At 74.7% G+C, this 23,353-nt stretch carries 27 protein-coding genes; 9 read left to right on the forward strand and 18 right to left on the reverse strand.

Translation table 11 applies throughout. The annotated features are described in order from the left end of the window. A partial coding sequence (locus KC207_RS05590) for an HNH endonuclease (RefSeq protein WP_211601935.1) occupies positions 1-218 on the forward strand: 218 nt, incomplete at its 5' end. Positions 219-720: 502 nt separating this feature from the next. Beyond that, positions 721-1,155, forward strand: coding sequence for a nuclear transport factor 2 family protein (locus tag KC207_RS05595; RefSeq protein WP_211601936.1), 435 nt, complete (start codon positions 721-723; stop codon positions 1,153-1,155). 64 nt (positions 1,156-1,219) lie between these two features. Here the strand turns inward: KC207_RS05595 and tsf are convergent, their stop codons facing one another. Further along, positions 1,220-2,053 (reverse strand): translation elongation factor Ts, encoded by an 834-nt coding sequence (tsf, locus tag KC207_RS05600; RefSeq protein WP_211601937.1) that lies wholly within the window; start codon positions 2,051-2,053, stop codon positions 1,220-1,222. A gap of 46 nt (positions 2,054-2,099) precedes the next feature. Beyond that, on the reverse strand, positions 2,100-3,050 hold the full coding sequence (rpsB, locus tag KC207_RS05605) for a 30S ribosomal protein S2 (protein WP_211601938.1): 951 nt from the start codon (positions 3,048-3,050) through the stop codon (positions 2,100-2,102). A gap of 310 nt (positions 3,051-3,360) precedes the next feature. Between rpsB and KC207_RS05610 the strand changes: the two genes are divergently transcribed. The 3 genes from KC207_RS05610 (at position 3,361) to KC207_RS05620 (ending at position 6,675) form a co-directional block, all read left to right on the forward strand. Beyond that, a complete protein-coding gene (locus KC207_RS05610) occupies positions 3,361-4,659 on the forward strand; it encodes an MFS transporter (protein WP_211601939.1) in 1,299 nt (432 codons plus the stop codon). 9 nt (positions 4,660-4,668) lie between these two features. Then, complete coding sequence (locus KC207_RS05615; protein WP_211601940.1) at positions 4,669-5,838, forward strand: pyridoxal phosphate-dependent aminotransferase; 1,170 nt, start codon at positions 4,669-4,671, stop codon at positions 5,836-5,838. Positions 5,839-6,039: 201 nt separating this feature from the next. Beyond that, entirely contained in the window at positions 6,040-6,675 is a 636-nt protein-coding gene (locus KC207_RS05620) for a murein hydrolase activator EnvC family protein (protein WP_211601941.1), read from the forward strand. Positions 6,676-6,818: 143 nt separating this feature from the next. On the opposite strand, the gene KC207_RS05625 is transcribed toward KC207_RS05620, so the two are convergent. Beyond that, positions 6,819-7,169, reverse strand: coding sequence for a hypothetical protein (locus tag KC207_RS05625; protein ID WP_211601942.1), 351 nt, complete (start codon positions 7,167-7,169; stop codon positions 6,819-6,821). A gap of 379 nt (positions 7,170-7,548) precedes the next feature. Between KC207_RS05625 and KC207_RS05630 the strand changes: the two genes are divergently transcribed. Beyond that, on the forward strand, positions 7,549-7,905 hold the full coding sequence (locus KC207_RS05630) for a hypothetical protein (RefSeq protein ID WP_211601943.1): 357 nt from the start codon (positions 7,549-7,551) through the stop codon (positions 7,903-7,905). Between the two features lie 108 nt (positions 7,906-8,013). Here the strand turns inward: KC207_RS05630 and KC207_RS16860 are convergent, their stop codons facing one another. The 4 genes from KC207_RS16860 to KC207_RS05645 all read right to left on the reverse strand — a co-directional run bounded on the left by KC207_RS16860 (position 8,014) and on the right by KC207_RS05645 (position 12,288). After that, the gene (locus tag KC207_RS16860) at positions 8,014-8,925 is read right to left on the reverse strand and encodes a tyrosine recombinase XerC (RefSeq protein ID WP_249138580.1); all 912 of its coding nucleotides are present in this window, start codon (positions 8,923-8,925) and stop codon (positions 8,014-8,016) included. Positions 8,926-9,134: 209 nt separating this feature from the next. Beyond that, entirely contained in the window at positions 9,135-10,310 is a 1,176-nt protein-coding gene (gene dprA / locus KC207_RS16865) for a DNA-processing protein DprA (RefSeq protein WP_249138581.1), read from the reverse strand. Beyond that, entirely contained in the window at positions 10,307-11,851 is a 1,545-nt protein-coding gene (locus tag KC207_RS05640; protein ID WP_211601945.1) for a YifB family Mg chelatase-like AAA ATPase, read from the reverse strand. Before KC207_RS05640 ends, dprA begins: the two co-directional genes overlap by 4 nt. Further along, positions 11,848-12,288, reverse strand: coding sequence for a YraN family protein (locus KC207_RS05645; protein WP_211601946.1), 441 nt, complete (start codon positions 12,286-12,288; stop codon positions 11,848-11,850). The genes KC207_RS05640 and KC207_RS05645 overlap by 4 nt, the downstream gene beginning before the upstream one ends. A gap of 349 nt (positions 12,289-12,637) precedes the next feature. On the opposite strand from KC207_RS05645, the gene KC207_RS05650 reads away from it, so the two are divergent. Next, a complete protein-coding gene (locus tag KC207_RS05650; RefSeq protein WP_211601947.1) occupies positions 12,638-14,017 on the forward strand; it encodes an NAD-dependent succinate-semialdehyde dehydrogenase in 1,380 nt (459 codons plus the stop codon). Between the two features lie 22 nt (positions 14,018-14,039). On the opposite strand, the gene KC207_RS05655 is transcribed toward KC207_RS05650, so the two are convergent. The 10 genes from KC207_RS05655 to KC207_RS05700 form a co-directional block, all read right to left on the reverse strand. After that, on the reverse strand, positions 14,040-14,354 hold the full coding sequence (locus KC207_RS05655; RefSeq protein WP_211601948.1) for a DUF2469 domain-containing protein: 315 nt from the start codon (positions 14,352-14,354) through the stop codon (positions 14,040-14,042). Continuing rightward, positions 14,351-15,097 carry a ribonuclease HII gene (rnhB, locus tag KC207_RS05660; RefSeq protein WP_249138582.1) on the reverse strand — a complete coding sequence of 249 codons (747 nt, stop codon included), beginning with the start codon at positions 15,095-15,097 and terminating at the stop codon, positions 14,351-14,353. The genes KC207_RS05655 and rnhB overlap by 4 nt, the downstream gene beginning before the upstream one ends. Beyond that, positions 15,094-15,786, reverse strand: coding sequence for a signal peptidase I (lepB, locus tag KC207_RS05665; RefSeq protein ID WP_249138583.1), 693 nt, complete (start codon positions 15,784-15,786; stop codon positions 15,094-15,096). Before lepB ends, rnhB begins: the two co-directional genes overlap by 4 nt. A gap of 185 nt (positions 15,787-15,971) precedes the next feature. After that, positions 15,972-16,334: a hypothetical protein gene (locus tag KC207_RS05670; RefSeq protein WP_211601949.1), complete on the reverse strand. Its 363-nt coding sequence runs from the start codon at positions 16,332-16,334 to the stop codon at positions 15,972-15,974. Positions 16,335-16,407: 73 nt separating this feature from the next. After that, the gene (rplS, locus tag KC207_RS05675; protein WP_211602092.1) at positions 16,408-16,767 is read right to left on the reverse strand and encodes a 50S ribosomal protein L19; all 360 of its coding nucleotides are present in this window, start codon (positions 16,765-16,767) and stop codon (positions 16,408-16,410) included. A gap of 193 nt (positions 16,768-16,960) precedes the next feature. Beyond that, positions 16,961-18,178, reverse strand: coding sequence for a tRNA (guanosine(37)-N1)-methyltransferase TrmD (gene trmD / locus KC207_RS05680; protein WP_211601950.1), 1,218 nt, complete (start codon positions 18,176-18,178; stop codon positions 16,961-16,963). Positions 18,179-18,184: 6 nt separating this feature from the next. Further along, positions 18,185-18,724 (reverse strand): ribosome maturation factor RimM, encoded by a 540-nt coding sequence (gene rimM, locus KC207_RS05685; RefSeq protein WP_211601951.1) that lies wholly within the window; start codon positions 18,722-18,724, stop codon positions 18,185-18,187. 89 nt (positions 18,725-18,813) lie between these two features. Continuing rightward, positions 18,814-19,056, reverse strand: coding sequence for an RNA-binding protein (locus tag KC207_RS05690; protein WP_211601952.1), 243 nt, complete (start codon positions 19,054-19,056; stop codon positions 18,814-18,816). Between the two features lie 2 nt (positions 19,057-19,058). After that, positions 19,059-19,556 (reverse strand): 30S ribosomal protein S16, encoded by a 498-nt coding sequence (rpsP, locus tag KC207_RS05695; protein ID WP_211602093.1) that lies wholly within the window; start codon positions 19,554-19,556, stop codon positions 19,059-19,061. Between the two features lie 205 nt (positions 19,557-19,761). Next, entirely contained in the window at positions 19,762-20,226 is a 465-nt protein-coding gene (locus KC207_RS05700) for an RrF2 family transcriptional regulator (RefSeq protein ID WP_211601953.1), read from the reverse strand. A 101-nt stretch (positions 20,227-20,327) separates the two neighbouring features. Between KC207_RS05700 and KC207_RS05705 the strand changes: the two genes are divergently transcribed. Further along, on the forward strand, positions 20,328-21,251 hold the full coding sequence (locus tag KC207_RS05705) for a sulfite exporter TauE/SafE family protein (RefSeq protein WP_211601954.1): 924 nt from the start codon (positions 20,328-20,330) through the stop codon (positions 21,249-21,251). Here KC207_RS05705 and KC207_RS05710 read toward each other — a convergent pair. Then, on the reverse strand, positions 21,241-22,323 hold the full coding sequence (locus KC207_RS05710; RefSeq protein WP_211601955.1) for an amidohydrolase family protein: 1,083 nt from the start codon (positions 22,321-22,323) through the stop codon (positions 21,241-21,243). The two genes, KC207_RS05705 and KC207_RS05710, sit on opposite strands and share 11 nt — an antisense overlap. A 206-nt stretch (positions 22,324-22,529) precedes the next feature. Here KC207_RS05710 and KC207_RS05715 point away from each other — a divergent pair, with 206 nt between their 5' ends. Further along, positions 22,530-23,327, forward strand: coding sequence for an SDR family NAD(P)-dependent oxidoreductase (locus tag KC207_RS05715; protein WP_211601956.1), 798 nt, complete (start codon positions 22,530-22,532; stop codon positions 23,325-23,327). Positions 23,328-23,353: the final 26 nt, after the last annotated feature.

Below are 23,353 nucleotides of genomic sequence, written 5' to 3' on the forward strand. Positions count from 1 at the left end.
TCCCCGCCCGCTGGACCGACGCCCACCACCTCACCCACTGGGCCGACGGCGGCACCACCGACCTGGACAACGCCGCCCTCCTCTGCGGCCGACACCACACCACCGTCCACACCAGACGCCTCACCGGACGCGTCGGCCCCCACGGCCTCGAATGGAACCTCACCCACGGCTCCTACGACCACCTCCTCGCCGAACGCGCCGCCCGCGAACCCGCCTGACCACACACCCGAGCGGGGTGGGGCCGTTCCGGACGCCACCGGCCCCACCCGAGGACGTCCGGCGCGGGCCGACGCCACCGGTCGCCCGGACCGGCGGGACGCGTGGTCAGATCCCGCCGGCGTGGCGGAGCATGAACTCCCGGTCGGTGTCCCGACCCCCACGGGGGTCCGGAGGGGCGTCGACGTCGTGTGTCGTCACCATGTCCTCGGGCCGTACCCGTGGCAGGTCCGTGTGCACCCGGCTCGCCAGGTCACCGTGCACCCGGTCGACCGGAGCGCGGCCTTCGGGCACAGCGCTCCGGTCGACCGGAGCGCGGCCTTCGGGCACAGCGCTCCTCTCGTCCCCGCGAACGTCGCCCCCGTCACCATCGTGTCCTGCCCCGTACCGTGCGTCGTCTCGTCCCATCGCGCACCTCCCCCGCCATCGTCGCAGGTGGGCCCGGCCACCGCCAGCACCAGCGGCGGTCACGGCACTGTCGGCGCTCGCGCCTAGTGTCAGCGCATGCCGGCCGACCACGACCACGACCACGACCACGACCACGACCACGACCACGACCACGACCACGACCACGCTGCCACCGTCCGCCGCTACTGGGCGTGCGCCGAGGCCAGGGACTGGGACGGCTTCGCCACGACCCTGTCGCCCGACGTCGTCTACCGCGTGCCGCAGACCAGGGAGGTCGTCCACGGCCTCGAGGCGTACGTGCGCTTCAACCGCGAGTTCCCCGGCGACTGGCACCTCACCGTCGACCGCGTCCTCGTCGACGACGACGGCGCGATGAGCCGGACGTCCTTCACCGTCGGCGACGAGACGATGACGGGGCTCTGCCTGTTCCGCATGGCCGCCGACGGGCGCATCGCCGACATCGAGGACTGGTGGCCCGAGCCGTACGAGCGACCGGCCTCCCGGGCACACCTCACGGACCTGGAGGACTGACGACGACGCCCCCGCCCGGATGACCCGGGCGGGGGCGTCGTGCATGCTCCGTGGAGCGCTGGTGTCAGCTGGCGCCGATGCGGAACCGCGCGAAACCGGTGGCCTGCGCGCCCGACTCGTCGAGCACCTTCGCGACCGTCTTCTTCGCGTCCTTGGCGAACGGCTGCTCGAGGAGCACGCGCTCCTTGAAGAAGCCGTTGACCCGACCCTCGACGATCTTCGGGAGGGCGGCCTCGGGCTTGCCCTCCTCCTTCGCGGTGGCCTCGGCGACCCGACGCTCGTTCTCGACGGTCTCGGCGTCGATCTCGTCGCGGGTGAGCACCGACGGCGCGAACGCGGCGACGTGCATCGCGACGTCGCGCGCCGTGGTGACGTCGCCACCGGTCGTCGAGACGAGGACACCGATCTGCGCGGGCAGGTCGGGGCTCGTCTTGTGGAGGTACGAGACGACGTTCTCGCCCTCGAGGCGGGCGACCCGCTTGACCTCGATCTTCTCGCCGATCGTCGCGTTCGCCTCGTCGAGGAGCTCCTTGACGGTCTTGCCGTCGGAGAGCGTCGTGCCGAGGAGCTGGTCGGCGTCGGCCGACTTCGTCGCGACGGCCTGCGCGAGCACCTGGTCGGCGAGCGCGCCGAAGACCTCGCCCTTGGCGACGAAGTCGGTCTCGCAGAGGACCTCGACGAGGGTGCCCTCGCCGGCGCCGGCCTGCGCGGTGACCAGACCGTTGGAGGTCGTGCGCCCCTCGCGCTTCGTGACGCCCTTCTGGCCCTTGACCCGGAGGATCTCCTCGGCCTTGGCCATGTCGCCGTCGGCCTCGTCGAGAGCCTTCTTGACGTCCATCATGCCGGCCGCGGTCTTCTCGCGGAGCGCCTTGATGTCAGCGGCGGTGTAGTTCGCCATGTGTTCCTATCGCTCTTTTCCGTGAGTGTCGGACGGGAGGTGTCGCTCAGGCCTTGTCGGCGGTCTCGGCGTCGGCCTCGGTCGGGGCCTGGTCGGCCTCCACCGGGGTCTCGTCGGCCTGCTGCGCGACCTCCTGGGCGGCCGCGGTGTCGGCGGCCTCGGGCGCGGTCGCGGCGGCGGTCTCGCCGGCCTCGGGGGCGACGGCCTCCGAGGTCTGCTCCGCCTCGCCGGCGAGGAGCTCACGCTCCCACTCGGCGAGCGGCTCCTCGGTCTCGGTCGACTGCTCGCCGGCGTCGGACTTGCCGCCCGCGCGGGCCATGAGGCCCTCGGCGACGGCGTCCGCGATGACCCGGGTGAGGAGGGTGACCGAGCGGATCGCGTCGTCGTTGCCCGGGATCTTGTAGTCGACCTCGTCCGGGTCGCAGTTCGTGTCGAGGATCGCGATGACCGGGAGGCCGAGCTTGCGGGCCTCGTCGACGGCGAGGTGCTCCTTCTTGGTGTCGACGACCCAGACGGCCGAGGGCACCTTGCTCATGGAGCGGATACCGCCGAGCGTCTTCTCGAGCTTGTCCTTCTCCCGCTTCATCATGAGGAGCTCCTTCTTCGTGCGGCCGCTGCCGGCCACGTCGTCGAAGTCGATCTCCTCGAGCTCCTTGAGGCGCGTGAGGCGCTTGGAGATCGTCTGGAAGTTCGTGAGCATGCCACCGAGCCAGCGGTGGTTGACGTACGGCATCCCGACGCGGGTCGCCTGCTCGGCGACCGGCTCCTGGGCCTGGCGCTTGGTGCCGACGAAGAGGATCGTGCCGCCGTGGGCGACCGTCTCCTTGACGAACTCGTACGCGTTGTTGATGTAGCTCACCGACTGCTGCAGGTCGATGATGTAGATGCCGTTGCGCTCGGTCATGATGAAGCGCTTCATCTTCGGGTTCCAGCGACGGGTCTGGTGCCCGAAGTGGACGCCGCTCTCGAGGAGCTGGCGCATGGTGACGACGGCCATCGTCGTTCTCCTTGCTGTGTGGTTGTCAGTTCCGTCGGTGGTGCCCGAGCCCCGGAGGGTGGACCCACCTGCCTGGCGTCCTGACGCACCCCGGACGGTCCGGCCGAGGCCGTCCCGTCACTGCCGTGGTGCGCCCCTGCTCGGAGGAGACCTCGTCGCAGGAGGAGTGACGCGCGAAATGTCGGTGATCGCGTGCGGACACACGAACACCAGCGGACATCGTACGGCGCGGGGTGCTCGGGCGTGAAATCGGCGGCGCCGGGGACGGCGGTGCGCCACCTCGCCCACGCGGGGGTAGGGTCTCGCGCTCGTGGGCGGGCAGCGGGAGGACGAGGCGGACGGTCGTCGTCCGGGCGTCGCCGCTCGGGTCGTCGAGGCCGTCGTCCCGGCCCGGCTCGGTCGCCCGTTCCGCTGGCAGCTCGCGTCGTCGTGGGTGGGTCAGATCGGGGACGGCATCGCCCTCGCGGCCGGACCCCTGCTCGTCGCGTCGCAGACCCGTTCCGCCGTCCTCATCGCGCTCGCGGCCGCGGTCCAGCTGCTGCCGACCCTGCTCCTCGGCCTGTGGGTCGGGGCCGTCGTCGACCGGGTGGACCGGCGCCGCCTCGTCATCACCGCCAACGTCGCCCGTGTCCTGGTCCTCGCCGTCCTCGGCTGGACGATCGTCACCGGCACCCTGAGCGTCCCGCTGCTGCTCGTCGTCCTCTTCGTGGTCGGCACCGCCGAGCTGTTCGCCGACACCGGCTGGCGCGCGGTCCTTCCCATGATCGTGCCGAAGGCCGACCTCGGCGTCGCCAACGCCCGGCTCATGTCCGGTTTCCTCGTCGCGAACCAGCTCGTCGGGCCGGCGCTCGGCGCCACGTTGTTCGCCCTCGGCGCGGCGGTGCCGTTCGGGGTGCAGGCCCTCGCCCTTGCGCTCGCCGCCGTCCTCTTCACCCGGCTCCGCCTGCCGACGGTGGAGCGGCAGGGCCCGCCGCAGCACGTCGGGCGGGACATCGTCGACGGGCTGCGCTGGATCGCCGGCAACCCCGCGGTCCGCACGCTCACCGTCGTCATCCTCGTCTTCAACGTCACGTGGGGCGCCCCGTGGGGCGTGCTCGTCTACTGGGCCCAGGAGCGGCTCGGCGTCGAGGACGTCCGGTTCGGGTTGCTCACGACCGCGTCGGCGGTCGGCGGGGTCGTCGCCGTGCTCTGCTACGACCGGCTCGAGCGGCGGGTCCCGCTGGGCCGGCTCATGAAGGCCTGCCTCGTCCTCGAGGTCGTCACCCACCTCGCGTTCGCGCTGACGACGAGCTGGGCGGTCGCGATGGTCGTCATGCTCGTCTTCGGCGGGTACGCCTTCGTCTGGGGCTCGCTGTCGTCCGCGGTCCGGCAGCGGGCGACGCCCACGGACCTCCAGGGACGGGTCGGGAGCGTCTACTGGATGGGGCTCGTCGGCGGCCTGCTCGTCGGCCAGCTGATCGGCGGTGTGCTCGCCGAGCGCATCGGGCCCGCGGCGCCGTTCTGGTTCGCGTCCGTCGGCTCGGGGCTCACGCTCGTCGTCCTCTGGCGCAGCCTCGACCGGATCGCCCACGACGACGCGGCCGTGCAGGACGACCCCGACGGCACCTAGCCTGCCGGTATGCCCTCCTCCCCCGGCCACCCCGCCCTCGCCGACTTCGGGACGACGATCTTCGCGACGATGACGCAGATGGCGCTCGAGAAGGACGCGATCAACCTCGGGCAGGGCTTCCCGGACACCGACGGCCCGCCGGAGGTGCTCGCCGCGGCGGTCGAGGCCATCACCGAGGGCCGCAACCAGTACCCGCCGGGCCGGGGCGTCCCCGAGCTGCGGCGGGCGATCGCGGCGCACCAGGAGCGCTTCTACGGCCTGACCCCCGACCCCGACACCGAGGTGCTCGTCACCGTCGGGGCGACGGAGGCGATCGCCGTCGCGATGCTCGCGCTCGTCCGGCCGGGCGACGAGGTCGTGATGTTCGAGCCGTACTACGACAGCTACGCGGCGACGGTCGCACTCGCCGGTGGGACGCGGCGGACCTCGGTCCTGCGCTTCCCGGACCTCGCCGTCGACGAGGCCTCGCTGCGGGCGGCGTTCTCGGACCGGACCCGGGTCGTCCTGCTCAACACGCCGCACAACCCGACGGGCAAGGTGTTCACCAGGGAGGAGCTCGAGCTCGTCGCCGAGCTCGCTCGGGAGCACGACGCGTGGGTCGTCACGGACGAGGTGTACGAGCACCTGACCTTCGACGGGGCCCGCCACGTGCCGATGGCCACGCTGCCGGGGATGGTCGATCGGACGGTGACGATCGGCTCCGGCGGCAAGACGTTCTCCGCGACCGGGTGGAAGGTCGGCTGGCTCACGGGGCCTGCGGAGGTCGTGTCCCCCGCGGTGTCCCTCAAGCAGTTCCTCACGTTCGTCGGCTCGGGTCCGTTCCAGCCGGCCGTCGCCCTCGGTCTCGGGCTGGAGGACGCCGTGTTCGACGGGATGGCGGCCCGCCTCGCCGGCCAGCGGGACCGGCTCGTCGCCGGGTTGCGGGACGCCGGGTTCGAGGTGCCGGTGCCCCAGGGCGGCTACTTCGCGCTCGCCGACGCCTCGCCCCTCGGGGTGACCGACGCTGTCTCCTTCTGCCTCGAGCTGCCCGACCGGGCCGGCGTCGTCGGGGTCCCTGCGTCGGCCTTCCACGACGACCCGGAGGCGGGGCGCACGGTCGTCCGGTTCGCCTTCTGCAAGAAGGACGAGGTGCTCGACGAGGGCGTCCGCCGGCTCCGCACACTGCGCGCGACAGGCTGAGCGTCGGGGCGACGGCCGGCCACGGCCTCCGCCGTCCACGCCCTCGCCGTCCACGCCCCCGCTGTCCACATCCCTCCGCCGTCCACAGCTCTCCGCCGTCCACCGCCCCCGACGTCCACACCCTCCGCGTGCACCCCCCACGTGTCCACAGGTGCGCGCCCGCGCTCGACCCCGGCCGCGCGACCCGAGAGGCTCGGACCCATGACCGGCTCACTCCGCCTCACGACGGCCCTCGGCGCGCTCGCCGCGGTGGGGACGCTGCTCCTCGGGCCCTCGACGGACCGGTCCGACGAGCACGACCGCCCGGTCGACGCCGCCACGACACCGGACGACCCTGGGGCGGGAGCAGGTGCGGCCGGTCGCGGGGAGCCGGTCGTGACGACCGCGTCCGACGTGGGGACGACCGTCCCGCGACCTCGATGGCGGTGGCCGGTCCGTCCCGTACCGCCGGTGGTCCGCCTGTTCGACGGACCCGCGACGCCGTACGGAGCCGGCCACCGAGGGCTCGACCTCGCCGCGCCCGACGGTACGCCCGTTCGAGCCGTGGAGGCGGGCGTCGTCACGCACGCCGGGACCGTCGCCACGCGGGGCACCGTGACGGTCGAGCACCACGGCGGGCTACGCAGTACCTACGAGCCGGTCACAGCGGTCGTCGGCCGGGGCGACCAGGTGGCTGCGGGGGACGTCGTCGGACACGTCACGACGGGGTCGACGACGCACTGCCGCAGCCCGTGCCTGCACCTCGGCGCCCGGCGTGGCGAGGTCTACCTCGATCCCCGGCCGCTACTCGCAGGAGGGAGGGTGCGGCTCTTCCCGGTCGGCGACGGCCGAGGGTGACGAGCCGGTCCGGTGGGATGGCGGTGGCGGCATCGGCACCCGTGCTGCAGACGGCCCCGTGCCGGCTCCGCTAGCCCGGACGGCCGGCGCCGGCTCCGCTGCCCCGGACGGCCGGTGTCGCCTCTGCGGCTCCGCGGCGACGATCAGCTCGGGGACCCCGGGCCGATGTCCTCGAGGGGCGCCAGGACGAGGTCGACGAGCGCGGGCACGGGGGCGGACGTGTCGCTCGTCGGTCGGACGAGCCACCAGCCCGCGACGGCGACGACGCCGAGCAGCACGAGGCTCACGAGGACCGCTCGGCGCCGGCGCAGCCGTCGCGACTCCTCGGCGCGCCGTGCCGCCCGGCGTCCGGCGCGACCTCCCGCCGGGTCCGCCGTGCTGACGTGGTCCGCCGACACCTCCGCGTCGGTGAGGGAGTGCCCGCGGGCGCTCGACCCGGTCCCGTCGCCGGCGGGGCCGGTGCCCGGGGCGTCGACGTCTCGGGGTGCGTGCACGGCCGCGGTGGGCCGGCGCGACGACGGGGCCGGGCGCCGTCCCACGGCTCTCCCGCGCTGTCGGCCGGAGCGGTGCCGGTCCGAACGACGCGTCGGAGCGTCATCGGTCCGATCGGCCCGGGACCGAGGACCGGCGGCGGACGGGGCGTCCTCCTCCACGCCCCGGTCCTCCGAGGGCCGACCGCTCGTCCCGCCCTCGCCGGCGGCTCCCTCGTCGGCGGCTCTCTCGGCTCCATGCGGGTCGGCGACCGGATGCTTCCCGTCGGCCACCCGGTGCAGGTCGTCGCCGGTCCGGGCGGGCCGCCCCGACGTGTCGTCAGAGGGGCGGGTCCCGGACGCAGGACCGGACGTCGTCGTCGCCCCGGCAGAGCTCCCGGTCGTGGCGGCGGTCGCCTCCGTCGCGGAGGTCGACCCGGGAGGCGCCGTCGCCGGAGTCGTCGGCGTGGAGGGGGCGACCGGCGCCGACGACGCCCGTCGGCGGCTCTCGGCCGCCTCGTCCGTGCGGGCGTTCGAGGTGTCGACGGGTCGGATCCCGGCGATGTCCTCGAGCGTCCTCACCTTCCGGGTCGTCGGGGCGCCGTCACCGACGTCGGCGCCGCTTCGCGGGCCGTCCAGATCCTGGGGTGCGTGCCCGGCGCCGGACGGCGCCGGGTGCTCCGACGGCTCGACGGCCGCCGCGCGGAGCCACTCCCCCTGCGTCGGGTCCGCGGTGCCCGCGGTCTTCGGCTCGACGTAGAGCCGGCGCAGCTCGGACACCCACTCGGTGATGCCCTCGGCCTCGGCGAAGGTCGCCTCCGCACGACCGCCCGGCTCGGCGCGCGTGTCGGCGCGGGGCTCCTCCCCCTCACGCACGGGGGTGAGCCTGCTCGAAGGACCGCTTGAGGCGGTCGACCGACACGTGCGTGTAGATCTGCGTCGTCGCGAGGGAGGCGTGTCCCAGGAGCTCCTGGACCAACCGCAGGTCGGCCCCGCCGTCCAGCAGGTGCGTCGCCGCGCTGTGCCGCAGTCCGTGCGGCCCCACGTCGGGCGCGTCGGGGACGTGGACGAGCAACCGGTGCACGACCTCGCGGATCTGGCGCTGGTCGGCCCGGCGACCCCGGCGACCGAGCAGCAGCGCCGGGCCGGACCCGCTGGTCACGAGGCGCGGACGCCCACGCTCGAGCCAGGTCTGCACCGCCTCGCGTGCCGGGCGGCCGAAGGGGACCCGGCGCTCCTTGTCGCCCTTGCCGACGACGCGGAGGACGCACGTGCCGAGGTCGACGTCGTCGACGTCGAGCCCGACGAGCTCGCCGACACGGATCCCCGTCCCGTACAGCAGCTCCAGGGCGGCGCGGTCCCGGTGGTGGACCGGGTCGTCGTCGTCCGCGGCGAGCCCCGCCACCTCGAGGAGCCCGCCGGCCGACCGTTCGGCGAGCACGGGCGGCAGCGTCCGGTGCCGCTTGGGCGACGAGAGCCGTAGCGACGGGTCGCACTCCAGCCGACCGGTCCGCTCGCACCAGCGGAAGAAGGCGCGGAGCGAAGCCGCCGTCCGGGCGAGCGTGGAGCGCGCCGCCCCGGCCCGGGCACGGGAGCCGAGCCAGCCGCGCAGGTCCGTGAGGGAGACGTCCGCCAGGTCCTCGTCGCTCCTCACCGAGACCTCATCGAGGAAGGCGGCCACGTCGCGCACGTAGGCGCGCACGGTGTGCTCCGAGCGCCCACGTTCACTCCGCAGGTGGCGCTCGAAGGCATCGAGAGCCTCGAGTGGCAGGGCCGTCACGCGGGTCACGGTTGCACTCCGAGGGACGCCGCGCAACGAGATCCGGGCACATGTCGTCCGTTCGTCCCCCGGCCGCCCCGGGTCCCGATGCCGGCCCCATGTCCTGACGGGTCCCGTGCCGGCCCGGGTTCCGGCGTGACGACGGGTTCCGGCGGCGCGACCGAGTTCCGGCGCGACCGGGGGCCGGCCCGGTCGGCGTTGCCGGATCGTCAGCCCGCGGGTGGGCTCGCCTTGCGCACCCGGTCCCCGTCCCGGTCGAGCAGACCGAGCGCCTCGAGGACCGCGACCGCCCGGGGCACGAGGGCCGGGTCCACGCCGGCGGCCGACGCGAGGTCGGCCGGGTCGACCCAGCGCCGCAGTGGCGTCACGGACCACACCTGGTGCTCGACGGGGTCGAGCCCGTCGGTCGGACGGATCTCCCCCACCCCCTCGGGGGCGAGCTCCTCGCCGATGGACGCCGCGAGCTCGAGAACCTCGTCGACGTTCGTGACCAGCTCCGCCACGTGGTGCCTGAGCAGCCGATGACATCCCGCCGAGGTGGCGCTCGTCACCGGCCCCGGGTAGGCGGCGACCGGTCGGGCCAGCGTCGCCGCCTCGTTGGCGGTCGAGAGCGAGCCGGATCGCAGCGACGCCTCGACGACGACGGTCGCGCGCGACAGCGCGGCGATGAGCCGGTTGCGGGCGAGGAACCGGCGCGGGAGGGGGGCCGACCCCGGCGGCATCTCCGTGACGACCGCCCCGTGCTGTCGCACGGCCTCGAGCAGCCGACCGTGCGTGCGCGGGTACACCCGGTCGATGCCGCAGGCGAGCACCGCCACCGTGCAGCCGCCGGCGGCGAGCGTCCCACGGTGCACCGCCGCGTCGATCCCCGTCGCCGCTCCGCTGACGCTGGCCCAGCCGCGGGACGCGAGCCCCTCACCGAGGTCCGCCGCCGCTGCCCTGCCGTAGTCGCTGGCCATCCGGGAGCCCACGACCGACACCGAGCGGCCGGTGTCGTCGGCGAGGTCGGCGGACCCCGAGACGTAGAGGCACAGGGGCGGACGGCGGAGGGCCTCGACCCGGACGGGCCACTCCGGGTCCCCCGGCACGACGACGCGGGCGCCGACGCGCTGGACCTCCGTCGCGATGCGCCGGACGTCGAGGTCCGGGAGGCGGACGTAGGTCTCCGCGGCGCGGCCCGCCCGGCCGGCGCGGACGGCGGCGAGGGTCTCGACGGCCCCGAGGTCCTTGACCATCGGCACGAGGCCGGTGTGCCCGGGCTCGACGAGGAACCCGAGGGCGGCCCGGGCCCACCGCTCGTCCTGCTCGAGCCGGCTCGCCGGCGGAACGACGGCCGCTCGCGCACCAGAGGGTTCCCCGCTCGTCGGCCGGCTCGCTCCGTTCATGCCGCGTCCGCCTCTCCCCGCCGCAGACCGAGCCCGGTCGCCACGTCGTCCCGGTCGGGGCTCGTCCGCCCGGCGAGGTCGGCGGTGGACCACGCGACCCTCAGGACGCGGTCGTACCCGCGCAGGGTCAGCCTCCCGAGGTCCAGGGCCCGGTCGATGACGGCGGTCGACCTCCGCGGGAGCCGGTAGGGCGGTCGGCGCAGGACGTGCCCGGGGACGAGCCCGTTGACCTCCCACCCGCCGTCGCCCCAGCGCTCGGCCTGGACCGCCCGTGCCTGCAGCACCCGCTGCGCGACGGCCGACGACGGCTCGGCGCTCTCGTCGGCGAAGGCGGCCGGTCGCACCGGCGGCACGTGCACCTGGAGGTCGACACGGTCCAGGAGCGGACCGGACAGTCGCGCGGCGTAGGTGCGCATCTCGCGGACCGTGCACGTGCACGCCGTGGCGGCACCGTAGTTCTGCCCGCAGGGGCACGGGTTGGTCGCGAGGACCAGGAGGAACCGGGCGGGGTAGCGCACGGCCTGCCGGGCCCGGGAGATGACGACCTCCCCGGACTCCAGCGGCTGACGCAGCGTCTGGAGGACCGTCGGACGGAACTCGGCCGCCTCGTCGAGGAAGAGCACCCCCCGGTGGGCACGGGACACCGCGCCGGGTGTCGCGACGCCGGAGCCACCGCCGGCGAGCGCGGCCGTCGACGAGCTGTGGTGCGGCGCGACGAACGGCGGGGTCGGATCGAGCCCCACGACGTCCCGGACGGCGCCGACCAGCGAACGGACGGCGTAGACCTCGAGGGACTCCTCGCGGGACAGCCGCGGCAGCAGCGTGACGAGCCGCTCGGCGAGCATCGTCTTGCCGACGCCCGGCGGCCCTGACATGAGCAGGTGGTGTCCCCCGCAGGCTGCGAGCTCCAGGGCCCGCCGGGCCTCGGGCTGCCCCACGACGTCGGCGAGGTCGACGCCGCGGCCGGTGTCGGGCGGCATGACGTCCGCTGCCGGCCCCACCGGGAGGGCGTCGGGAGCGAGCCCGCTGCGGTACCAGTCGGCGACCTCGGCGAGCGAGGACGCACCGTGCACCGTGACGGCATCGACGAGCCGGGCCTCTGCGACGTTCTCGTGCGGGACGACGACGTGCCGGACTCCCTGCCGGGACGCCGCGAGGACGGCCGGGAGGACACCCCGGACCCCGCGGAGGCGACCGTCCAGAGCCAGCTCGCCGAGGTGCAGGACGTCCTCGCACACGCTGCGGTCGAGGCCTCCGGCCGCGGCGAGGACGGCGACCGCGATGGCGAGGTCGAAGCCGGACCCGCGCTTGGGGATCGACGCCGGGCTGAGGTTGACGGTGACGCGGTGGGCCGGGACGGGCATCCGGATGCTGGCGGCGGCGGCGCGGATGCGGTCCGGCGCCTGGGCACAGGCGCTGTCCGGCAGGCCCCCGACGGTGAAGGCCGGCAGGCCCTGGGCGATGTGCGCCTCGACGTCGACGAGGGTGCCGTCGAGCCCGGTGAGCGCGACGGCCCGGGTGCGGGCGAGACCGAGGGTCATCCGCCGACCCCCCGGACGTGTCGCAGCCGGGGTGGCTCACCGGGGCGGGCGAGCACCCCGACGACGTCGATCCGCACGACCGGCGGGTGCGGGCCGTGCGCTCGCACGTACGCCGCCGCCAGCCGCCGCAGACGCAGCGCCTTCGTGACCGTCACCGCCTCCACGGGCTCGCCGAACGAGGTGCCGCTGCGGGTCTTGACCTCGCACACGACCAGGCAGTCACCGTCGCGGGCGACGATGTCGATCTCGCCGTGCTCGCACCGCCAGTTGCGTTCGAGGATCTCGAGCCCGCGCTCGCGCAGGTAGCGCTCGGCGAGGTCCTCGCCGTAGCGGCCCAGCCCCGCGCGGCGTCCGGCCGGGGGACGGCGGCGGGTGGAGGGGACGGGATGCTCGCCGGGGGACGTCGTCGCGGCGGGCGGGGTGCGGGTGGTGTCCATGGGAGGAGCCAACGACGTCGGAGCGGGCGCGACCAGCGGGTGGGGCGCATCTGTGGACGACGCGGGCGACGCCGCCGGGGGTGTGGACGACGGCGCCGGACGGCTGGCACAAGGGGTGGGACCGCCGAACCGGACCTCCCGCGGACCGGACCACCCGCGGACCGGACCGCCGAGCCGCACCGCCGAGCCGGAGCGCCGGGCGCACCGGACGACGGAGGCAAGCGCGAAGCCGGCCGAACGGCGGCCGACCAGCCGCGACGGCACGTCGACCCCTTCGGCCGGACGGTCCGCCGGTCCCGCACTCGTGCGAGCCTGGAGCGGACCCGCCCCCCACCACGAGGAGCCCGGCATGACGTCCTACCGCGTCGTCGACCCGTCGACGAACGAGCAGCTGGCCGAGTACCCCGAGGCGAGCGACGACGACCTGGAGCGCACCCTGGCGGCGGCGCATGCCGCGTCCGCACGCTGGCGCGAGGTCCCCGTCGAGGAGCGGGCGGCCGTCCTCGCCCGGGCGGCGGGCCTCGTCCGCGAGCGCCGCCCCGACCTCGCCGCGACGATCACGCGCGAGATGGGCAAGCGCAGCAAGGAGGCCGCCGGCGAGCTCTCGCTCGTCGCCGACATCCTCGACTACTACGCACAGGACGGCCCGGCGATGCTCGCCGACGAGGAGTTCGCGCCGCGGCACGGCGGCCGGGCGGTGCTGCGGCACGAGCCGATCGGCGTCCTGCTCGGCGTCATGCCCTGGAACTTCCCGCACTACCAGGCGGTGCGCCTCGCCGCCTCGAACCTGCTCGCCGGCAACACCGTCGTCGTCAAGCCCGCCCCGCAGTGCCCCGAGTCCGCCCGGGACGCCGAGACCCTGTGGCGCGACGCCGGCCTGCCCGACGGCGCGTACACGGCGCTGCTCGCCACCGACGACCAGGTCGCGACCGCCGTCGCCGACCCCCGGGTCGCCGGGGTCTCGGTCACCGGCAGCGAACGGGCGGGGTCGGCCGTCGCCGCGGAGGCGGGCCGGCACCTCAAGAAGGTCGTCCTCGAGCTCGGCGGGTCCGACCCGTTCATCGTCCTGGACGACGTCGACCTCGACCGCACGGTGAAGCACGCCGTCATGGCCCGCACCCAGAACAGCGGGCAGGCCTGCAACGCGGGCAAGCGGTTCCTCGTCGTCGACGCCGTGCACGACGCGTTCGTCGAGCGCTTCGCGGCCGCCCTCGCCTCGCTCGAGCCCGGCGACCCGAGCGACCCGGCGACGACCCTCGCCCCGCTGTCGTCCGAGCGCGCCGCGCAGGGCCTCACCGCGCAGGTGCAGGACGCCCTCGACAAGGGGGCCACCGCGCTCGTCGGCGGCAGCGAGCGCCCCGACCGGCCCGGCGCCTACGTCACCCCGACCCTGCTCGCGGGGGTGACCCCCGGCATGCGCGCCCACGACGAGGAGCTCTTCGGGCCGGTCGCCGTCGTGCACCGGGTCGCGGACGCCGACGAGGCCGTCGCCCGGGCCAACGACTCGCGGTTCGGGCTCGGCGGCGCGGTGTTCGGTGCCGACCCCGAGCAGGTCGAGGACGTCGTCCGCCGGCTCGAGACGGGGATGGTGTGGGTCAACGCGATGCAGGGCTCGATGGCCGACCTGCCGTTCGGCGGCGTCAAGCGCTCCGGCACCGGACGCGAGCTCGGCCGGCTCGGGATCCGGGAGTTCGTCAACACCAAGCTCGTCTACACCCCGGGCGGCTGAGGACGGCGACGAGGCCGCGGCCTCAGAAGTCGCCCTTCGGCAGCTCGAGGTCGGCCTTGGCGAGCTCCTCGACGTTGACGTCCTTGAACGTCACGACGCGCACGGTCCTGGCGAACCGCGCCGGCCGGTAGATGTCCCACACCCACGCGTCCTGCATCGTCACGTCGAAGAAGACCTCACCGCCGTCGGAGCGCACCTTCACGTCGACGCTGTTGCACAGGTAGAACCGACGCTCGGTCTCGACGACGTGGCTGAACAGCCCGACGACGTCGCGGTACTCGCGGTACAGCGCGAGCTCCGCCTCGTTCTCGTACTTCTCGAGGTCCTCCGAGCTCATCGCTCTCCCACCGGCATCGCGTGCGTCACGTCGCCATCATCGCCCATCGACCCCGGCAGCCGCCACGAGCGCCGGTGCCAGGCGGACGGCCCGTGCACGCGCAGCGCGTCGAGGTGCTCCGGCGCCGCGTACCCCTTGTTGACGGCCCACCCGTAGGCCGCGTGCTCCCCGCCGTCGTCGCCGAGGCCGACCATGAACCGGTCCCGGCGCACCTTCGCGAGGACGCTGGCGGCGGCCACCGAGGAGCAGCGCATGTCGGCCTTGACCATCGTCGTCACGGGCGGGGTGACGACGCCGTCCTCGTGGGCGAAGGCGAGCAGCCCGACGTCCTCGGGAGCCGTGAGCCAGTCGTGGTTCCCGTCGAGGATCACGAGGTCCGGTCGCACCCCGCACGCCTCGAGCGCCCGCATCCCGGCGAGCCGAAGGGCGGCCATGATGCCGACGGCGTCGATCTCGGCCGCGCTCGCCTCACCGACGGCGTGGGCGAGGGCCCACCGCTCGATGCGGGGGACCATCGACTCGCGCACGTGCGGCTGGAGCAGCTTGGAGTCGCGGACCCCCTGGGGCGCCGAGCGGCACGTCTCGTCGATGACGACGACGCCGACCGACACCGGGCCGGCGAGCGCGCCGCGCCCGACCTCGTCCATCCCCGCGAGGACACGGTGACCGTCGCGCTGCAGCGCCCGCTCGACCCGCAGGCTCGGTCGGCGTGACCCCGTCGCGGCCTGGCGCACCGGGCTCACGGAGCGGACGTCGGCGACGGCACCCCGGAGAAGGTCGCCGGGAAGTCGGAGAGCCAGCCCAGCCGCGGCAGCGGCCAGACGACCGCGATCGCCCGGCCGGTGACCCGGTCCACGGGGACCGAGCCCTCGGCGCCGGTGCCCTCGGGGTCGTGGAAGCGGGAGTCCTCGCTGTCGGAGCGGTGGTCCCCCATGACCCAGATCCGTCCCTCCGGCACGGTGACGTCGAAGGTCACCGAGCTGGGGACGTCGCCGGGGAAGACGTACGGCTCCTCGATCCGGGCGCCGTTGACGGTGAGCCGGCCTTCGTCGCAGCACACGACGCGGTCACCCGGGAGGCCGACGACCCGCTTGATGAGGTGGTTCTCGGACTCGCTCGGCAGGAGCCCGACGAAGACGAGCGCGTCGTTGACGGCGCCGGGGATGCCGGAGCGCGGGTCGGGCTCGGGGGTCCCGCCGAGCCAGTCGCCCGGGTCCTCGAAGACGACGACGTCGCCGCGCTCGAGGTCGAACGGACCCGGGGTCAGCTTGGAGACGACGACCCGGTCGCCGACGAGGAGGGTCTCCTCCATCGAGCCGGAGGGGATGTAGAACGCCTGGAGGAACCACGTCTTGACGACGAACGACAGCACCATCGCCATGACGAGGACGAGGGCGACCTCCTTGACGGCCGCACCGGCCCACCTGACCACCGAGGGGACGCCGGAGCCGTCGTCGCCGGAGCCGCCGTGACCGGGCCCGACGTGACCTGAGCCGCCGTGACCCGGCCCCCCGTCACCCGAGCCGCCGTCCGCGGGCGTGCCCGGTCCGGTCGAAGGAGCGGTCCCCGCGCCGGCCTCCTGGGGCGCCGGCTCGCGGGGAGCCTGCCCGGGGGCGCTCACGCCGCGCTCCCGGCGGTCACGGCACCGGCGCGCGAGAGGGGCCACCAGCGCAGCAGCACGGTCCCGACGACGTCCCCGTCGGCCCGGGACGCCGGGACGAGGGAGTGCCCGGCCGCACCGTCGTCGACGAGGACGACCGCGTCGTCACCCGCGGAGCGGTCGATGGTGAGGACGAGCACGCGGTCTCCTGGCTCCAGGGTGGGGACGGGCTGGGCGGACGGGACGTGGTAGCTCGCGAGGAGCGTCCCGCGGACGAGCGAGGCGGCGAGCACGCCGACGACGAGGGCGACCACCACGAGACGCCACGACCCGGCGTCCACGTCGGTGGAGGCCGGGTCGGTGCGTGGTGGGGCCGTCACCCGGTCGAGGGTAACCGCCCTGTCCGAGGACGGGGCCGCCGGTGCTCGGCGCGTCCGTACCGGACGGGCCGGGTCAGGCGTTGGCCGGGGTCTCGCGCTTCTCGCGGATCTTGGCGGCCTTGCCGCGCAGGTCGCGCAGGTAGTACAGCTTCGCGCGGCGGACGTCGCCGCGGGTCACGACCTCGATCTTGTCGACGACCGGGGTGTGGAGCGGGAAGGTCCGCTCGACGCCGACGCCGAAGGAGACCTTGCGGACGGTGAACGTCTCGCCGACGCCGCCGCCGTGACGCCGGATGACGACGCCCTGGAAGACCTGGATACGGGAGCGGGTGCCCTCGATGACCTTGACGTGCACCTTGACGGTGTCCCCGGCGCGGAAGGCGGGGATGTCGGTCTTCATCGAGGCGGCGTCGAGCTCGTCGAAGCGCTGCATGACGGTGTCCATTTCTCGCGGGCTGCCACAGGTCATCCGCGGTTCTCGGTCCTGCTGGGTCGAGGGCGTCGGGTCGGGCCGCATGCCGTGGGACCGAGGTCCCGGACACTCCCCCTGTGGCGGGGGCCGTTCGTCGACCTGACGCAGCGACCCAGTCTGCCAGAGCAGGCCCCGGGCGACGAAATCGCCGAGGTCAGCGGCGCCGCTTGACGAGCTCGACGGCTCCGGGGACGCTCCCCCCGCCGGCCACCGGGCGGTAGCCGGCGCGCCGGTAGAACCGCTGGTTGTCCGCACTGACCCGGCCGGTCGTCAGCCACAGCGTGCCGACCCCGGCCGGGGCGGCCGACTCGGCGAGCGCGAGCAGACCGCGGCCGAGGCCTCGGCCCCGGAGGTCCGGGGCCACCATGAGCCGGCCGCTCTCCCAGACGGCGTCGTCGCCGGGGCGCACCCGCCCGCGGACCGACCCGACGAGCCGGCCGGGGGTCGAGCCGTCGGTCGGGACCCGGACGACCCACGTCGTCCACTCCCCCAGCCCGGCGGCGACCTCCTCGAGCGACTCGTCGAGCGGCGGCACCCGCCAGTCCCCCGACACCCGCCCCTCGGGCATCCAGCACGCCCGCTGGAGGACGAGGAGCTCGGCGGCGTCCGCGGGGACGGCGACCCGGACCTCGAGGTCGTCGAGGCCGGTGACCGCCGCGGACGCGGGAGCGAGGTCGGGACGGCGCGCGGCGGTCCGGGCGACCCGCTCCTCGTGCCGCCACCGGGCGACCGCCGCGTGGTCGCCGGAGAGCAGCACCGGCGGGACGTCGCGGACCGTGCCGGCGTCGTCCCAGGACGCCGGCCGCGTGTAGACGGGGTACTCGAGGAGGCCGCCCTCGTGCGACTCCTCGACGAGGGACTCGGTGTTGCCGACGACCCCGGGCAGCAGCCGGGCGACGGCCTCGACGACCGCGAGGACGGCCACCTCCCCGCCGTTGAGGACGTAGTCACCGAGCGACACGACGGTGACCGGCATCCGCTCGGCCGCGTGCTCGTACACCCGCTCGTCGATGCCCTCGTACCGGCCGCACGCGAAAGCGAGCCAGGGCTCCGCCGCGAGCCGGTGCGCCATCGCCTGGTCGAACGGGACCCCGCCCGGGCCGGGCACGAGGAGGTGCGGCCGAGCCGCCTCGTCGGTGGCGCCCTCGGCGACGACGTGGTCGAGCGCGGCGGCCCACGGCTCGGGCTTCATCACCATGCCGGCGCCCCCGCCGAACGGGCTGTCGTCGACGGTGCGGTGCCGGTCGTGGGTGAAGGTGCGCAGGTCGTGGACGTGGAGGTCGAGCAGGCCGTCACGGCGGGCCTTGCCGATGAGGGACAGGTCGAGCGGCGTGAGGTACTCGGGGAAGATCGAGACGACGTCGAGGCGCACGGGCGGTCAGTCCTCGAGGTCGAAGAGCCCGGGCGGGGCGTCGAGGACGAGCCGTCCGGCGTCGACGTCCACCTCCGGGACGAACGCGGCGACGAAGGGCACACGCCCCTCGCGGCCGTCGGCGAGCCGGACGAGCAGCCGGTCCTGGGCGGCGCCGATCTCGAGACCGACGACCTCGCCGACGACCGCGCCGGCGGGGTCGTGGACGGCGAGCCCGACGAGCGAGCCTTCGGGGAAGACGTCCTCGTCCTCGGTGTCCGCGACCTCGGGCGCGGCCTCGTCGAGGACGAGCCGCGTCCCGCGCAGCCCCTCGGCGCCGGTGCGGTCCGGGACCTCCTCGAAGGCGACGAGCCAGATGCCGTTGTGCACCCGGGTCGAGCGGACGGTCAGCTCACGCGGCACGCCGGACCCCGACGCCGCCTCGGTGGCGAGGACGGCCCCGTCGGCGAGCCGCAGCTCCGGCTCGTCGGTGTGCAGGCGCACGGTGACCTCGCCGCGCAGGCCGTGCGGCTTGCCGATCCTCGCGACGACGGTGGGCTCGCTCACGACGGGCTCCTCGGGGGGACGGTGGGACGACGACGACGGGGCGCCCTCGGAGTCTCCTGCCGAGGGCGCCCCGCCGGGGTGGACGCGGGTCAGCGGACCCGGTCGGTGTCGACGATGTCGATCCGGACGGACCGTCCGCCGGCGAGCGCTCCCATGACGGTGCGCAGCGCGCCGGCGGTCCGCCCGGAGCGGCCGATGACGCGACCGAGGTCGTCGGGGTGCACGCGCACCTCGAGGACCTCACCGCGACGCAGCTCCTTGCGGCGGACGCGGACCTCGTCCTTGTGGTCGACGATGCCGGTGACGAGGTGCTCGAGAGCCTCCTCGAGCATGGTCAGGCCTTGTCGGCGTCGGCGTCGGTGGACTCCGCGGCGGCCGCACCCGAGTCGGTGTCGGCAGCCGGCGCGTCGGCGGCGGGAGTCTCGTCGGCCGCCTCGGCCGTCGGCTCCTCCGCCGTGGGCTCCTCGGCCTTCTTCGCGGCCTTCTTCCTCGGGGTCGTCGCGGCGGAGTCGTCGGAGGAGGACCCGGCGGCGGCGAGCGCGGCCTCGTAGATCTCCTTCTTCGACTTCTTCGGCTCGGCGACCTTGAGGGTCCCCTCCTTGTAGAGCCGGAGGAGGGCGGCGACGGCCTCGGTCGGCTGGGCGCCGTTGTCGACCCAGTAGTCCGCGCGCTCCATGTCGATGTCGACGAACGACGGCTCCTGGTTCGGGTCGTACTTCCCGATCTCCTCGATCGCCCGGCCGTCCCGCTTGGTGCGGGAGTCCATGACGACGACGCGGTAGACGGGGGTGCGGATCTTGCCCATCCGCTTCAGTCGGATCTTGACGGCCACGTGGGTGGTCTCCTCGTGCATCGTGAGCGCGGCGAGACCGCGCACGGTTCGCGCGGGGTGCCGACTGCTCGGTGTAGGCGTCCGGTCCGGCGCCGGGACCATCGCGAGGACGCTCCGGCCGGACGGGTACAGCCGCCCAGTGTGCCAGAGGGCGGGCGGAGCACCGAATCCGCGGCCGGCGACCGCCCGCTCACGCCCGGGTGGGTCAGCGGTTGTCCCAGGCGTCCGGGGACTCGACGAGGCGTCGGACGTGCTGGGGCAGCCGGCCCAGCCGGACGTCCTCGATGCTCGTGCGGTCGAGCACCTCGCGCAGGCCGGACCGGACCGCGACCCACAGCGCGGGCAGACCCTCGGCGACCCCGGAGTACGAGGTGTCCTGGGGGCGCAGCCCGCGCACCTCGGCGAGCGGTCCGGACACGGCGCGGAAGACGTCACCGACGGCGATGTCGCCGGCGGGACGCGCGAGGACGTAGCCGCCACCGGCCCCGCGCCGGCTCTCGACGAGGCCCGCCGACCGCAGGTCCCCGACGACCGCCTCGAGGAACTTGCGCGGCAGGTCCTGCGCCGCGGCGAGGCGCTCGACGCTCACGGGCCCGGTGTCGTCCTGCGACGCCTGGGCCAGGAGCAGCATCGCCCGGACGGCGTAGTCGGTGCGGGCCGAGATGTCCACTCCCCCATCCTCGCAGGACGCCGCCGCGAGCGCGTCTTGCCCTCGCCGATATCCCACCCGTACAGTAGGCATTAATTTCCTACTCATCCAATGGGGTTTTGATGCGCAAGCTCGTCCTGCTCGCCCTCGTGGGCTTCGGCGCCCAGCTCGTCGACGGCTCGCTCGGCATGGCCTACGGGGTGACGTCCACGACGCTCCTCCTCGCGATCGGGACCAACCCCGCCGCGGCCTCGGCCACCGTCCACCTCGCCGAGATCGGCACGACCCTCGCCTCCGGCGCCTCGCACTGGCGCTTCGGCAACGTCGACTGGAAGGTCGTGTGGCGGGTCGGGATCCCGGGGGCCGTCGGCGCCTTCCTCGGCGCGACGTTCCTCTCCGGGCTGGACACCTCCGTCGCGGCGCCCCTCATGTCGGTCCTCCTCCTCGCGCTCGGGATCTACGTCCTCACCCGGTTCACCGTCGCCGGGGTCCGCCGCGACCGGCTCGGCCAGCCACTGCGCCGCCGCTTCCTCGCCCCCCTCGGGCTCGTCGCCGGCTTCGTGGACGCCACGGGCGGTGGCGGCTGGGGTCCCGTCGGCACGCCCGCGATCCTCGCGAGCGGACGGATGGAGCCCCGCCGGGTCATCGGGTCCATCGACACGAGCGAGTTCCTCGTCTCCGTCGCCGCGAGCGCCGGCTTCCTCCTCGCCCTCGGCTCCGCCGGCATCGACCTCGGCTGGGTCCTCGCGCTCCTCGCGGGCGGCCTGGTCGCAGCGCCGATCGCGGCCTGGCTGGTGCGCCACGTCCCGCCGCGGGTCCTCGGGTCCGCCGTCGGCGGCATCATCGTCCTCACGAACTCGCGCACCCTCCTGCGCAGCGAGTGGGTCGACGCCGGGGACGCGACCCGCTGGGCCGTCTACGCCGTCATCTGGCTCGTCTGGGCCGGTGCCGTGGCGTGGTCGGTCCGCGCCCACCGCGCCGAGCGCCTCGTCCTCGAGCGCGAGGCCGCGCAGGAGCGGGACGCCGACCGCAGCGTCACACGATGACGCCGCGCAGGACGATCGTCGTCGGGTACTCCAGGACGCCGACGTCGACGCGTGGGTCGGCGGAGTAGACGACGAGGTCGGCCTCCGCCCCCTCCTCGAGACCGGGGCGCCCGAGCCACTCGCGCGCCCCCCACGTCGCCGCGCCGATCGCCTCGACCGGCGAGAACCCGCACCGGGTGAGCCGCTCGACCTCCTCGGCGACGAGACCGTGCGGGAGCGAGCCACCGGCGTCGGTGCCGACGAAGACCGGGACGCCGGCCTCGCGTGCGGCGGCCACGGTGTCGTAGCGCCGCTCGTGGAGGTCGAGCATGTGCCGGTGATACTGCGGGAACTTCTCCCGGGCCGGCTCGGCGATCTGCGGGAAGGTGTCGATGTTGACGAGCGTGGGCACGATGGCGACGCCCTGCCGCGCGAACGCCTCGATGCTCTCGGGCACGAGTCCGGTCGCGTGCTCGATGCAGTCGGTGCCCGCGGCGGCGAAGTCGTGCAGGCTCTGCTCGCCGAAGCAGTGAGCGGTGACCCGGGCCCCCTCGTCGTGGGCCGCGGCGACCGCCTCGGTGAGGACGTCGACGGGCCAGCACGGCGCGAGGTCGCCGACCTCGCGGTCGATCCAGTCGCCGACGAGCTTGACCCAGCCGTCGCCCGCCCGGGCCTCGAGCCGCACGCGCTCGACGAGGTCCTCCGGCTCGACCTCCCACGCGAAGTTGCGGATGTAGCGCTTCGGGCGCGCGATGTGCCGTCCGGCCCGGATGATCCGCGGCAGGTCGGCGCGGTCGTCGACCCAGCGGGTGTCGGCGGGCGAGCCGGCGTCCCGGATGAGGAGGGCCCCGGCCTCCCGGTCGGTGAGGGCCTGCTGCTCGGAGGTCTCGGCGTCCGTCGCCCCCGTCGCGACGAGCCCGACGTGGCAGTGCGCGTCGACGAGGCCGGGCAGGACCCAGCCGGCCACCGGCGTCACGTCGTGGTCCCCCGCGGGGCGTTCGTAGGTCAGTCGCCCTCCGAGCACCCAGGCCTCGGGCCGCTCCTCCTCGGGGCCGACGAGGACGGGTCCGGTGAGATGCAGCACCTGTGCCATGCGCCGACCCTACCGACGTCGCGGCGCGGTCGACCGGCTCCGGCAGGCGACGGCACCGACAGGCAGAAGGACGCACGGCTGTCCGCGCCCGTGCGGTGGCCGGGCCGCGGCGACGGTCTCTGCCTGTCCGTGCCGTAGCAGGGGACGACCCGTCCCCGGACGAACGCGGCCTTCATCCGGGACGGCGACCGCCGCACGGTGGAGCCATGGCAGAGAACACGAGAACCCACCGCACCGACACCACCCACCAGAAGATCGCTCTCGTCACCGGCGGCAACCGCGGCCTCGGCCGCGAGGAGGCCCTCGCCCTCGCCGCCGACGGGCTCGACGTCGTCATCACCTACCGCGGCCACGCGGAGGAGGCCGCCGCGGTCGTCGCCGAGGTCGAGGCGCTCGGCCGCCGCGGCGCCGCCCTGCGGCTCGACACCTCCGACCACGCGTCGGTCCCCGCGTTCGTCGGGACCCTCCTCGACACCCTGCGCGAGACGTGGGGCCGCGAGGATCTCGACGTCCTCGTCAACAACGCGGGCCACTCCGGGGACACCGTCCTCGGCGAGATCACCGCCGAGCACGTCACCGGACTGCTCGACGTCCACGTCACCGGTGTCGTCCTGCTCACCGACGCCCTCGTCCCCCACCTCGTCGACGGCGGCCGCGTCGTCAACACCTCGAGCGGGCTCGCCCGGTTCAGCAGCATGTTCCAGTACGCCGTCTACGCCTCCGCCAAGGGCGCCGTCGAGGTGTGGACCCGCTACCTCGCCGCGGCCCTCGGACCGCGCGGGATCACCGTCAACGCCGTCGCCCCGGGGGCGACCGCGACCGACTTCGCGGGCGGCGGGCTGCGCGACGACGAGCAGATGCGCGCCGGGCTCGCCCAGGTCATCGCGATGGGGCACGTCGGCCGCCCGGAGGACATCGGGTCGGCCGTCGCGGCGGTCGTCTCGGACCGGATGCGGTGGGTCACCGGCCAGCGCATCGAGGCCTCCGGCGGGATGCTCCTCTGAGCGCCGGCCCGCGACACGGGAGAATG

It is taken from the genome of Phycicoccus avicenniae (assembly GCF_018139485.1).
GTDB classification, from domain to species: Bacteria; Actinomycetota; Actinomycetes; order Actinomycetales; family Dermatophilaceae; genus Phycicoccus; species Phycicoccus avicenniae.

Excerpts from the sequence above, each read along its gene's own strand:
- KC207_RS05595 (WP_211601936.1), top strand. The coding sequence starts at position 721 with ATGCCGGCCGACCACGACCACGACCACGACCACGACCACGACCACGAC.
- tsf (WP_211601937.1), bottom strand. The coding sequence starts at position 2,053 with ATGGCGAACTACACCGCCGCTGACATCAAGGCGCTCCGCGAGAAGACC.
- rpsB (WP_211601938.1), bottom strand. The coding sequence starts at position 3,050 with ATGGCCGTCGTCACCATGCGCCAGCTCCTCGAGAGCGGCGTCCACTTC.
- KC207_RS05615 (WP_211601940.1), top strand. The coding sequence starts at position 4,669 with ATGCCCTCCTCCCCCGGCCACCCCGCCCTCGCCGACTTCGGGACGACG.
- KC207_RS05620 (WP_211601941.1), top strand. The coding sequence starts at position 6,040 with ATGACCGGCTCACTCCGCCTCACGACGGCCCTCGGCGCGCTCGCCGCG.
- dprA (WP_249138581.1), bottom strand. The coding sequence starts at position 10,310 with ATGAACGGAGCGAGCCGGCCGACGAGCGGGGAACCCTCTGGTGCGCGA.
- KC207_RS05640 (WP_211601945.1), bottom strand. The coding sequence starts at position 11,851 with ATGACCCTCGGTCTCGCCCGCACCCGGGCCGTCGCGCTCACCGGGCTC.
- KC207_RS05645 (WP_211601946.1), bottom strand. The coding sequence starts at position 12,288 with ATGGACACCACCCGCACCCCGCCCGCCGCGACGACGTCCCCCGGCGAG.
- KC207_RS05650 (WP_211601947.1), top strand. The coding sequence starts at position 12,638 with ATGACGTCCTACCGCGTCGTCGACCCGTCGACGAACGAGCAGCTGGCC.
- KC207_RS05655 (WP_211601948.1), bottom strand. The coding sequence starts at position 14,354 with ATGAGCTCGGAGGACCTCGAGAAGTACGAGAACGAGGCGGAGCTCGCG.
- rplS (WP_211602092.1), bottom strand. The coding sequence starts at position 16,767 with ATGCAGCGCTTCGACGAGCTCGACGCCGCCTCGATGAAGACCGACATC.
- KC207_RS05690 (WP_211601952.1), bottom strand. The coding sequence starts at position 19,056 with ATGCTCGAGGAGGCTCTCGAGCACCTCGTCACCGGCATCGTCGACCAC.
- KC207_RS05705 (WP_211601954.1), top strand. The coding sequence starts at position 20,328 with ATGCGCAAGCTCGTCCTGCTCGCCCTCGTGGGCTTCGGCGCCCAGCTC.
- KC207_RS05710 (WP_211601955.1), bottom strand. The coding sequence starts at position 22,323 with ATGGCACAGGTGCTGCATCTCACCGGACCCGTCCTCGTCGGCCCCGAG.
- KC207_RS05715 (WP_211601956.1), top strand. The coding sequence starts at position 22,530 with ATGGCAGAGAACACGAGAACCCACCGCACCGACACCACCCACCAGAAG.